11 protein-coding genes are annotated in these 11,346 nt (G+C 34.4%); 10 read left to right on the forward strand and 1 reads right to left on the reverse strand.

Annotated features, from left to right (window positions below; all coding sequences use genetic code 11):
- On the reverse strand, window positions 1-388 hold a 388-nt coding region (locus ACIQ2S_RS07545), incomplete at its 3' end, for an FAD-dependent oxidoreductase (RefSeq protein ID WP_396174587.1).
- A 303-nt stretch (window positions 389-691) separates the two neighbouring features.
- Here ACIQ2S_RS07545 and ACIQ2S_RS07550 point away from each other — a divergent pair.
- The 10 genes from ACIQ2S_RS07550 to ACIQ2S_RS07595 form a co-directional block, all read left to right on the forward strand.
- Entirely contained in the window at window positions 692-3,388 is a 2,697-nt protein-coding gene (locus ACIQ2S_RS07550; RefSeq protein ID WP_396174589.1) for a phosphoenolpyruvate carboxylase, read from the forward strand.
- A 169-nt stretch (window positions 3,389-3,557) separates the two neighbouring features.
- Window positions 3,558-5,177 (forward strand): phosphoenolpyruvate carboxykinase (ATP), encoded by a 1,620-nt coding sequence (gene pckA, locus ACIQ2S_RS07555; RefSeq protein ID WP_396174591.1) that lies wholly within the window; start codon window positions 3,558-3,560, stop codon window positions 5,175-5,177.
- Window positions 5,178-5,309: 132 nt separating this feature from the next.
- Window positions 5,310-6,527: an RsmB/NOP family class I SAM-dependent RNA methyltransferase gene (locus tag ACIQ2S_RS07560; protein ID WP_396174593.1), complete on the forward strand. Its 1,218-nt coding sequence runs from the start codon at window positions 5,310-5,312 to the stop codon at window positions 6,525-6,527.
- A 4-nt stretch (window positions 6,528-6,531) separates the two neighbouring features.
- Window positions 6,532-7,590: an endonuclease gene (locus ACIQ2S_RS07565; protein ID WP_396174595.1), complete on the forward strand. Its 1,059-nt coding sequence runs from the start codon at window positions 6,532-6,534 to the stop codon at window positions 7,588-7,590.
- Between the two features lie 192 nt (window positions 7,591-7,782).
- A complete protein-coding gene (locus tag ACIQ2S_RS07570) occupies window positions 7,783-8,583 on the forward strand; it encodes a hypothetical protein (protein ID WP_396174598.1) in 801 nt (266 codons plus the stop codon).
- Between the two features lie 318 nt (window positions 8,584-8,901).
- Complete coding sequence (locus ACIQ2S_RS07575) at window positions 8,902-9,456, forward strand: cupin domain-containing protein (protein WP_396174600.1); 555 nt, start codon at window positions 8,902-8,904, stop codon at window positions 9,454-9,456.
- A gap of 356 nt (window positions 9,457-9,812) precedes the next feature.
- The gene (locus ACIQ2S_RS07580) at window positions 9,813-10,109 is read left to right on the forward strand and encodes a nucleotidyltransferase family protein (protein WP_396174603.1); all 297 of its coding nucleotides are present in this window, start codon (window positions 9,813-9,815) and stop codon (window positions 10,107-10,109) included.
- Window positions 10,102-10,440 carry a DUF86 domain-containing protein gene (locus ACIQ2S_RS07585; protein WP_396174606.1) on the forward strand — a complete coding sequence of 113 codons (339 nt, stop codon included), beginning with the start codon at window positions 10,102-10,104 and terminating at the stop codon, window positions 10,438-10,440. The genes ACIQ2S_RS07580 and ACIQ2S_RS07585 overlap by 8 nt, the downstream gene beginning before the upstream one ends.
- Window positions 10,441-10,537: 97 nt before the next feature.
- Entirely contained in the window at window positions 10,538-10,909 is a 372-nt protein-coding gene (crcB, locus tag ACIQ2S_RS07590; RefSeq protein WP_396174609.1) for a fluoride efflux transporter CrcB, read from the forward strand.
- 34 nt (window positions 10,910-10,943) lie between these two features.
- A partial coding sequence (locus ACIQ2S_RS07595; RefSeq protein ID WP_396174611.1) for a bifunctional oligoribonuclease/PAP phosphatase NrnA occupies window positions 10,944-11,346 on the forward strand: 403 nt, incomplete at its 3' end.

An 11,346-nucleotide genomic window follows, 5' to 3' on the forward strand; every position in this document is an offset into this window, starting at 1 on the left:
CATCATTTTTGGTTACTTTCACATGTGTAGCATCTTCAAACGAGCCAATTCCTTCAAAAACAGTAATTTTATTTTTATCCATCAAAAACTTGATTCCACCTGTTGTTTGATCAACAACGGCTTGTTTTCGGGCTATCATTTTTTCCAGATTTACTTTCACTTTACCCACTTCGATACCGTGCTCTTCAAAATGAGCTACTGCATCATGGTAATGATGAGAGGAAGAAAGCAAAGCTTTAGAGGGAATACATCCCACATTTAAGCAAGTTCCGCCTAAAACCGAATATTTTTCTATAATAGCCGTTTTAAATCCTAATTGTGCACAACGAATGGCAGCCACATAACCTCCGGGACCGGAACCGATGATAGCAACATCAAATTGACTCATATGTTTTTATTTAGTAGTTAAATATCAGTTAAACGACTGCAAAATTACGAATGTTTTTTGGTACTTTTTAGCTTTGAATGATGATTCTTTATCTTAAATCAACACATAGAGGGTAGCAAAATGTAAACACTTATAAATCAGCCAGAAGCAATGAAAACGTTTTCGTAGTATTTTAAAAAAAGATAAAATTAGAGCTCTTTCGGTTGAATTAAATTTTGTAAATTTAGCTAACCAAAACTAATTAAAAAGCCAGGTTATTTTAGAAACTTCTAATTGGTAAAAAACTTCAAAATTTATACCCAAATGAACACAAACTCATTTCAAAAAATTAAAAACGATCGAAATTTCATTATTGATTGCTACCTTGAAATGCTTTCAAGAATTGACGAAACGGAAGTAATTGAACTTTTAAAAAAAAATAAATTTTCAGAAACGGAAAATGGCCGACTAACCAGTGATAAAATTATTCAGTCGCTTAGCATCTATTTTCAATTAATGACGCTGGTTGAAGAAAATGCCGCTACTCAATACCGAAGAAAAATTGAAAATCAAGATACTATAAATTCAATTAGAGGCTCTTGGGCAGAAGCAATCAGTCTTTGGAAAGAAAAGGGTGTTACTGAAGATGAAATGCTGGAAAGTATTTCAAATACAAATGTTATCCCCGTTTTAACGGCTCATCCAACGGAAGCTAAACGTATAACCGTAATTGAAATTCATAGAGAATTATACTTGCTGCTTGTCAAAAGAGCAAACGCTTCATTAAGCAAATTAGAACAAAAAAATATTGAAGAAAGCATCATTCATCTTTTAGAAAGATGGTGGAGAACCGGTGAAATTTATCTTGAGAAACCACATATTGAAGATGAAAGGGCAAATATTATGTATTATTTATATAAAATATTCCCTTCAGTTTTAGAGAAAAGTGACGAACAACTGAAAGCATCGTGGCTAGAAAAAGGTCTGAATCCGGATAAAATTAAAAATCCGGATGTTTTCCCTAAAATCAATTTTGGCAGCTGGGTTGGCGGCGACCGCGATGGTCATCCATTTGTAACTCCAAGTATCACAAAAGAGACGCTAGAATTGCACCGCAAGCATGCTTTATTGATGCTCAAAAATCGATTAATCCAATTGGCTGCAAAATTATCTGTTTCTGCTCTTTCGAATGCAGTTCCTTTTTTGTTAGCTGAGGCTATCGAGAAAAAAGCAAATGCCTTAGGAATACAAGGTGAAAAAGTAAAACAAAGAAACCCTTACGAACCTTGGAGACAATACGTTAGTTTATTACTTGCAAAGTTAGAAAATACATTAACAAATAATTATGCCGATTCGGGTGCCTACTTCAAATCAAGCCATGAACTTCATCAAGATCTGAAGTTCTTAAGAGAAATTCTCATCGGCAATGGAATGATAGGTTTGGCTGAAGATTTACTTTTTCCAATGGAAAGAATGGTCAACTGTTTTGGTTTTCACCTAGCCAAGTTAGACATCAGGCAAAATAGTGCATTTCACGATAAAGCAATGGCTCAAATTCTAAAAAGCACCGGTGAAAAAGAGTATGATTATGAAAACTGGGACGAAGATAAACGTGTGAACTATTTAAATTCACTACTTAATAAAAACGAAACAATTACCGAAATAACTGTTGCTTATGGAGCCGAAGCCGATAATGTTTTAGACTGCTATCGTGTGGTCCGTCAACATATTAATCAGTTTGGATCGGATGGAATAGGCTCATTCATTATCAGCATGACAAGAAATGTTAGTGATTTGCTTTTGGTTTACTTCTTCATGAAGGAAACCCAGCTACTGAATACTCCAATTAAGGTTGTACCTCTCTTAGAAACGATTGAAGATTTAGATAACGGACCTACAATTTTAGAAAAGTTTTTACAGCATAGTGTAACACAAGAACGAGCTTCCAAAATAAATTTCAAACAGGAAGTCATGCTTGGTTACAGTGACAGTAATAAAGATGGTGGCACCATTGCAAGTAAGTGGAATTTATATAAAGCCGAACAAAACCTTGCTGCAATAGCTAAAAAACATAATTTTTCATTGTACTTTTTTCATGGAACAGGCGGCACGATTAGTAGAGGAGGCGGAAAATACCACCGTTTTTTAGAAAGCATGCCAATGAATACCGTCAACGGAACGATCAAAATTACTGTTCAAGGAGAATCAATTGCTCAATTGTTTGGAAACCCTCTAACAGCTACGTACAATCTGAATGCATTAACATCGGGTGTGGCCAAACAAACTATTGTCTCAAAAAATAATTTGAATGGTGAAAAACATCCTTTTGAAATTATGGAATTTCTTTCTCGAAAATCGTTTGATCATTATCGGGAGCTGATTGAAACGAGGGGTTTTATCGAATTTTATAGCAAGGCTACTTGTATTGATGTTTTAGAAAAAAGCAAAATTGGTTCAAGACCCGCAAGAAGAACCGGAACAAGAACGCTTACTGATTTGAGAGCTATTCCATGGGTATTCAGTTGGAATCTTTCTAGAATTTCCTTAACCGGATGGTATGGCTTAGGAAATGCCTTAAAAACATTGAAAACTGAAAAACCAAACGATTTTCAACACTTGAAAGAAAATATAAACGATTGGGCTTTTCTCAAATTTTTAATGATTCAAACGGAAACGAATCTCCTTCTTTCAGATACTGAAATAATGAATTTATATGCCAATTTAGACGATACTAACGAGGAACGTGAACTTTTTATGTCGAAAATAATTTTAGAACATGAAAATTGCACGAATTTGCTGGAAGAACTCTTTGGCGAAAAAGCTGCTAATCGACGACAAGGACAGTACGATAATTTAAAATGGAGAAGCGAAAAACTGAAAGTTCTGCACCATTTACATATTCAGTACCTACAAAAATGGCGAGCAATTGCTGATGATTCAAATTATGAAAAAGATAAAATTCTAACAAAATTATTGAGTGTAATTAATTCTTTATCAAGTGGTTTAAAGAACACCGGGTAATTTCTTTAAACCATGATTAAAAAGGTAACCAACCTGCTGAAAATCAATTCTTTTTAATGAAAACGTTTTCGTAGATTTCTTTGTTTACTGATATTTATCATCTTTTTTGAAGCGTAATTATTGGAAATTTGATACATAGAAATTAGAATAAATTATAAATCATATTACCATGAAAAATATTAAAGTCATTCAAGAGCTTCACGATTTAGGAATCACCGGATACCATGAAGTAGTGTACAATCCATCTTATGAAGAATTATTTCAAGCGGAAACCTCTCACATGAGAAAAGGATATGAAAAAGGAGCCTTAACCGATACAGGTGCTGTTGCGGTAAAAACAGGTGTTTTCACAGGTCGCTCACCTAAAGATCGATACATTGTAAAAGATGATGTTACCAAAGACACTATTTATTGGGATGAAAAAGTAAATTTCTCTACCACACAAGCCATCTATCGTGAATTAAAATCATTAGTTTTAAAACAGCTTTCAACATCAAAAAAATTATATGTCGTGGATGCCTTTTGTGGTACAAACCCCGACACTAGACTAAAAGTACGTTTTGTAATGGAAGTGGCATGGCAAGCACATTTTGTAACCAATATGTTCATCAGACCTTCTATTTATGAATTAGAAAATTTTGGCGAACCTGATTTCATTGTCATGAACGGTTCTAAAACTACCAATCCAAACTGGAAAGAACAAGGTTTAAATTCTGAGAACTTTGTAGTGTTTAATTTAACTGAGAAAATCCAAATTATTGGTGGAACTTGGTACGGTGGTGAGATGAAAAAAGGAATGTTTGCCATGATGAATTACTATCTTCCATTGAAAGGAATGGCATCGATGCATTGTTCTGCTAACGTTGGCGAAGAAGGTGATGTAGCCGTATTCTTCGGATTATCAGGAACCGGAAAAACAACTTTATCTGCCGATCCAAAACGTTATCTAATTGGTGACGATGAACACGGATGGGATAACAATGGCGTATTTAACTACGAAGGTGGCTGCTACGCAAAAGTAATTGACTTAAGCGAAGAAAATGAGCCCGACATTTGGAGAGCCATCAAACGCGATGCCTTACTAGAAAACGTGGTTGTGAATGAATATGGTGAAGTAGATTATTACGATCATTCAATTACTGAGAATTCTAGAGTTTCTTATCCAATTTATCACATCAATAAAATTGTATTGCCTTCAAAAGCAGGCCACGCTAAAAAAATAATTTACCTTTCTGCGGATGCATTTGGAGTGTTACCTCCGGTTTCTATTCTTGATGAAGACCAAGCACAATACCATTTCTTGTGCGGATACACTTCTAAATTAGCAGGAACAGAACGCGGAATTACTTCTCCTGAACCTTCTTTCTCTCCGGCTTTCGGCGAAGCGTTTTTAACTTTACATCCAACCATGTATTCTAAAACATTGATTGGAAAAATGAAAGAACACGGAGCAAAAGCATACTTAGTAAACACAGGTTGGAACGGAACCGGAAAACGAATTTCTTTGAAAAACACTCGTGCGATTATTGATGCCATTATCAGTGGCGAAATCGATCAAATGGAAACCAAACACATTCCATTCTTAAATCTAACGGTTCCTACTTCTTTGCCGAATGTTAGCGAAGGAATCTTAGACCCAAGAGATACTTACAAAACAGAAGAAGAATGGGAAGTAAAAGCCAAAGATTTAGCTGCTCGATACATCAAAAACTTTGAGCAATACACGAATACAGAAGATGGCAAACGATTGGTTTACGCCGGTCCGTCTTTAGAAGCCATTTTAGCATAATCAAATGCAATTTTAATTTATCAGAACCCAGTACAATTCGTGCTGGGTTTGGTTTTTAAATAACTTAAAATTAATCCTTACGAGGTTAAAAATCACAAATAAGTAATACCTTTGCAGGCTATTAAAAAAATAATGAGATTACACAGAAATTTAGTTTACACTACCATTGATTCTTTACATGCTATTTTCAACGAAGGAGAATATGCAGATAAAGTAGTGGCACGTGCGTTAAAAAAAGATAAACGTTGGGGAAGTTCCGACAGAAAATTTGTGGCTGAAACCATCTACGAAATCGTACGATGGAAACGATTATATGCTGAAATTGCCGAAGTAAAAGAACCCTACGACCGTGAGGATTTATGGCGAATGTTTGCCGTTTGGGCTGTTTTACGCGGTTATCCAATTCCGGATTGGAGACAATTGGAAGGCACCCCACAACGCAAAATAAAAGGTCGTTTTGACGAATTGTCAAAAATTAGAAAATACAGAGAATCGATTCCCGATTGGATGGATGAATTGGGTGTAAAAGAATTAGGTGAAGCTCTTTGGACCAAAGAAATTGAAGCTCAAAACCAACAAGCTCAGGTTATTTTAAGAGTTAACACCTTAAAAACAACCAAGCAAAAACTGCGTGCGATTTTGATGGATTTAAACATTGAAACCGACTATTTAGATAATCAACCCGATGCCTTGGTTTTAAAAGAACGTGCCAATGTATTTTTAACCGATGCTTTTAAAGAGGGTTTTTTTGAAGTGCAAGATGCCAATTCGCAATTGGTTGCCGCATTTTTGGATGTGAAACCGGGAATGAAAGTGGTTGACACTTGTGCCGGTGCCGGTGGTAAAACATTACACATGGCTTCCTTAATGGAAAACAAAGGACTATTAATTGCCATGGATTTATACGAAAGTAAATTAAAGCAATTAAAACTTCGTGCGAAAAGAAATGGTGCTTTCAACATCGAATACCGTATTATCGACTCAACCAAAGTCATCAAAAAACTTTATGAAAAAGCAGATCGTGTTTTAATCGATGCTCCTTGTAGCGGTTTGGGTGTTTTAAAAAGAAACCCGGACAGTAAATGGAAACTGCAACCGGAATTCATCGATAACATTCGCAAAGTACAAGCGGAAGTTTTAGAAAATTATTCACGAATAGTAAAACCGGGCGGAAAATTAGTTTATGCTACTTGCTCCGTTTTACCTTCTGAAAATCAGGAACAAGTGAAAAAATTCCTGACCACTGAAAACGGTAAAAACTTTACCTTTGTGCAAGATAAAAAAATATTGGCCTCCGATTCAGGGTTTGATGGATTTTACATGGCTTTATTGGAACGAAAAACAGACTAATTTTATGATGAAAAAATACTTTTTATTTGTTCAATTATTTATAGTTGTTGCAGGATTTTCGCAGCAAGCGTATTACAATCCTGTTAATTTAAGTACTAACGGACAAGTTTTAAAAAATCAATTGGCTCAATTGATTTCATCCACCCACGATAATTTTTTGACATACACACCAGGCGTGTGGAATGCTTTGAAAATTGTTGATTTAGACCCTTCCAATTCAAATAACGTTCTCTTGATTTATGGTTGGGAAAATGGAACGGATGGCGATGTATCCAACGATTTATTTCGCAACAAAGAATCCAACGGTGGTAACAACGGCGAATGGAACCGAGAACATGTCTATGCACAATCATTAGGCACCCCTGATTTAGGATCAACGGGACCGGGAGCAGACGCTCATATGCTGAGAGCTTGCGATGTGCAACGAAATAATACGCGTGGCAACAGAAAATTCGCTGCAGGTTCAGGAAATTCTGCAACTACTGGTATCAACTGGTATCCAGGCGATCAATGGAAAGGTGATGTGGCCCGAATCATTATGTATATGTATGTTCGTTATGGAGACCAATGTTTGCCAACAAATATTGGCGTTGGTTCAACCACAGGCACAGGCGACAGCATGATTGATTTATTTCTAACATGGAATGCTCAAGATCCTGTTTCAACCTATGAAGTAAACCGGAACACTTACTTAGGAAATGCCAACAACACGTACGGACAAGGAAACAGAAATCCATTTATTGACAACCCCTATTTGGCCACAAAAATTTGGGGAGGAACTCCTGCTCAAGATATTTGGGGCACCTTATCAACAACTGCTCTAACTGCTTTTGATTTTGTGGTCTATCCAAATCCCACAACCGATCATAAAATAAACATTGATAGCGACGCAGTATTGGATGAAATCATTTTAATCAATGTCAACGGACAAATCATGCAACAAATTCAAAAACCAAGTGCATTGAATCAAACGTATACGATTGATAATTTACCAACCGGTTTTTATTTTCTAAAAGTCACCGCCGATAATCAATCGGTTACTAAAAAAATACTTGTGAATTAAGCGACTTTTTTAATTTATAAAATATATAGCATAGCAACCTTGTTGGGCTTGTTTTTTAAATAAATTTGGGTTTTTCAATGTTTTTAATTCTTTTCTTTTTTTCTTACAAGTTTTAGGTATATTTGTTAAAAAGTATTGTGAGATTTTTTCACAGTCTGTCGTTGTGCGTAATTAACCATAAAGCTAAAAAAAATGAGTTTATTAGAAACTATTATCAACGGAGCCGCAAGTCAATTTGGAAGAGAATTTGGAAGAGCTGGTGCCAACATTCTTTTAAATGGTAAAAATTCTTATACCATTAACGATAATAGGTATGATGGTAGAATAAGTCAAAATGACAATTCAATTGTAAAAGCAATCAAAGAATTAAAAAAAGTTGATTTTGTCAGTCAAAACAAAGCAAATGTTTCAAGATTAATTGATTTAACAAATATTGTTATTGAAAATTTAAAATTTAAAGGAGATGCATCTATGTCTATTTTATCAGACTACGATAATCTTAATAAATTTTACATTGACAAATACGAACACGGCAAAGTATTAATAGATTCTAATTATTCTGATCAAACTCTAGATTTTCTTAATGAAAAAAGAAAACAATATCATGAAGTAGTTGATAAATTTGATAATGATTTAAATACTTTTTTAAACAACAAATATGAATATTATAATTCTAGCAAAAGAACAAAACAAAATGCTTTAAAACGAGCATTTCCATTATGGGGTTTTACTGGTATTCATCATTTTTATTTAAGAGAGAAGTTTTTTGGTGTTTTATCAATATTCGTGTTTTTGCTTTCCATTCCACTTTTTATTTACTTCTTTAATTCAACTGATAAAAATGGAGTGCTAATAATATTCTTGATTATTTCTTGCATATTTTTTCTATTAAATATTATTCACTACTTTTTACTGAGAAATATGTCGGTTGAGAAATTTGATATGGAATACAACAAAGAATATATGATTTATAAAAAAATAGTTAACAAATAACTTCGCACAATAGCCTCCGCTACCGCAAGAATCCTTTCTTGTGGCTTAATCAACAAATAAACTTTTCATACCTTTAAACTTTCCGTTTGGTTTAATATTTCTTCAAATCAAATTAAACTCTTGATTGAACCATAAAAGAGTTTTAGAGCGATGATTTCATGAAGAATTATTTTATATATTTGAAAGAATAAAACGAAACAAACATTCGCGAATATGGCTATTTTGGATGTGTACACGAATGTTTGTGTTGCATAAATACAAGTTGTATGCTGCTTTCTGACAACCTGCAAGGTGCTCTAACAATTTAAAATTTAACATATGGAACGCAAGAAATTTTTATTGACAACGGCAGCAGCAATTCCAGCACTTTTGGTTGGACAAAACTTGACAGCTCAAAAACCAAAAAGACCAAACAAAGGCTTTGTTGTTAAAGCAACCGAAAGCAGATTTGGAGAAAAAACATTATTAGGTGGTAAAAACCCAAATGACATTAAAGTTTCGCAAAAGGACACAAATGGCGACTTGACAATTTTTGAATATACAGGCAACGAGAAAGGAGGACCGCCATTACATATTCATCTGCATCAAGACGAAATTTTTTTTATTGTTCAAGGTGAGTACCTTTTTCAAGTTGGCGAAGACAAACATAATTTAAAAGCGGGAGATACAATTTTTTTACCAAGAACAATTCCCCATGCTTTTGCACAGTTAACCGAAAACGGAAAAATGTTTTTTCTTTTTCAGCCATCAGGAAAAATGGAGGATTTTTTTGGAGAATTAGGGAAACTTAATGCCCCACCGCCACCTGAGCAAGGAGCAAAACTATTTGTAGAACATGACATGAAAATTGTTGGACCACCTTTGAAGTTTTAAAACTTAAATGGGTGAACAGAAAAGCAGCATACAATAGCCGTAACTGTTGCACAACCTCTTCAAAAAATTAAATGTTCATACTACTTGTAAAAAAGACCTCCCTCCGTAACCGCAAGAATGCTTTCGTGTGGTTTAATCAACAAATAAACTTTTGATGCCTTTAAACCTTCCGTTTGGTTCTTAATTTCTACAGGAATTTTTTCTATTTTTGAATCAACTGTAAATTGTCAATTGCAATGATAAATTCATAAGGCAACACTAAATAATTCGTGTGACAACGGCTCAACATTATCTCCTAATTTTCAACGTCCCGAGTTTCAAAAGACAAACTTTTGTATCTTTGAAAAAAGTTTGAAATGACAACAAAAGAAAACATATTAAAAACGCTAAAATCTAATAAGTTGAAGCTTTCGAAATTAGGCATTCGAAATGTTGGCTTATTTGGCTCCTACTTACGCAATGAACAATCAAGCGAAAGTGATATTGATTTACTTATTGATTTTGAACCTGAAAAAGAAAACTTTGACAATTATATGGCGGTATACGATTTGTTTGAGAAAATATTCAAAAACGAAAAAATCGAAGTTGTTACAAAAAATGGATTGAGTCCGTATATTGGTCCAAAAATCTTAAATGAAGTTCAGTATGTCTAAAGAACCACAAGAATATCTTAGACATATTCAAGACGAATGTTTATACATTATTTCAGTTAGCGAGAACTTACTGTTTGATGATTTTATGGAAGATGAAACCTTGAAAAGAGCCATTGTAAGAAGCTTGGAAATAATTGGAGAAGCTTCAAAGAAAATTCCTAATGACTTCAAGTTGAAATGGAATACTATTCAATGGAAAAATATGGCGGGAATGCGTGACCGATTGATTCATGATTATATTGGCGTTAATTACGCAATCGTTTGGGATGTTATCAAAAATAAAATTCCAGATATGCATAAACAAATCTCTGAATTTGTAATTGGAGAATAAAATCAAGCGGTAAAAGTTTGCCGATAACTTTTTCTGAATCCTTTCGTGTGCTTTAATCAACAAATAAACTTTTGAAAAGCAAATAAATTCATCCCTAATGTTAAAAACATTTCTTTTTATTTTTCTAGGCGGAGGAATGGGTAGCGTTTTTCGTTATGGAACTTCGCTACTCACGCAAAAATACGTTCAAAGTTCGTTTCCATGGGCAACATTTATTGTGAATATTATTGGCTGTTTGTTAATTGGAGCATTTATTGGACTCATCGAACGTTGGAATTGGACCAATCACGACATTCGCTTCTTTCTAATTGCTGGATTTTGTGGTGGATTTACCACTTTTTCTGCTTTTGGTATCGAAAGTTTAACCCTTTTTCAAAACAATCAATATCTTTTAGGGGTTACCTATATTTTATTGAGTATAATTTTAGGAATCGCTGCGGTTTGGCTTGGACTTTTTTTAACGAAGTAAAGGCATTTTCATAAAAAAATGTAACTTCGCACCCATGAATGCAAATCAACTAGCCGAAGCCAAAAAATTGCTTCAAGATCCAAAAAAAATTGTCATCATTCCTCATAGAAATCCCGACGGAGATGCTATGGGGTCAACTCTAGCTCTCTATCATTATCTCAAACAATTTCAAAAAGAAGTAATTGTCATTTCCCCAAATGAATTTCCGGTAAATCTGGCTTTTCTTCCGGATTCAGAAAAGGTACTTATTTTTGAAAAAAATAAAGAAACGGCAACGCAACTGTTGCAAGAAGCTACGTTGATTTTTACATTAGATTTTAATGCGTTGCACCGCACCGGCGAAATGGGATTAACTTTAGAAAAACTAAAAGTTCCCTTCATCATGATTGATCATCACGAAGCTCCGGATTCGTATGCAGCGGTAACTTATTCGGATA

This window comes from Flavobacterium sp., assembly GCF_044371705.1.
Lineage (GTDB): Bacteria > Bacteroidota > Bacteroidia > Flavobacteriales > Flavobacteriaceae > Flavobacterium.

Bases quoted from the DNA above. Each gene is read 5' to 3' on its own strand.
- ACIQ2S_RS07575 (WP_396174600.1), top strand. From the start codon at position 8,902: ATGGAACGCAAGAAATTTTTATTGACAACGGCAGCAGCAATTCCAGCA.
- pckA (WP_396174591.1), top strand. From the start codon at position 3,558: ATGAAAAATATTAAAGTCATTCAAGAGCTTCACGATTTAGGAATCACC.
- ACIQ2S_RS07570 (WP_396174598.1), top strand. From the start codon at position 7,783: ATGAGTTTATTAGAAACTATTATCAACGGAGCCGCAAGTCAATTTGGA.
- crcB (WP_396174609.1), top strand. From the start codon at position 10,538: ATGTTAAAAACATTTCTTTTTATTTTTCTAGGCGGAGGAATGGGTAGC.
- ACIQ2S_RS07550 (WP_396174589.1), top strand. From the start codon at position 692: ATGAACACAAACTCATTTCAAAAAATTAAAAACGATCGAAATTTCATT.
- ACIQ2S_RS07580 (WP_396174603.1), top strand. From the start codon at position 9,813: ATGACAACAAAAGAAAACATATTAAAAACGCTAAAATCTAATAAGTTG.
- ACIQ2S_RS07565 (WP_396174595.1), top strand. From the start codon at position 6,532: ATGATGAAAAAATACTTTTTATTTGTTCAATTATTTATAGTTGTTGCA.
- ACIQ2S_RS07560 (WP_396174593.1), top strand. From the start codon at position 5,310: ATGAGATTACACAGAAATTTAGTTTACACTACCATTGATTCTTTACAT.
- ACIQ2S_RS07585 (WP_396174606.1), top strand. From the start codon at position 10,102: ATGTCTAAAGAACCACAAGAATATCTTAGACATATTCAAGACGAATGT.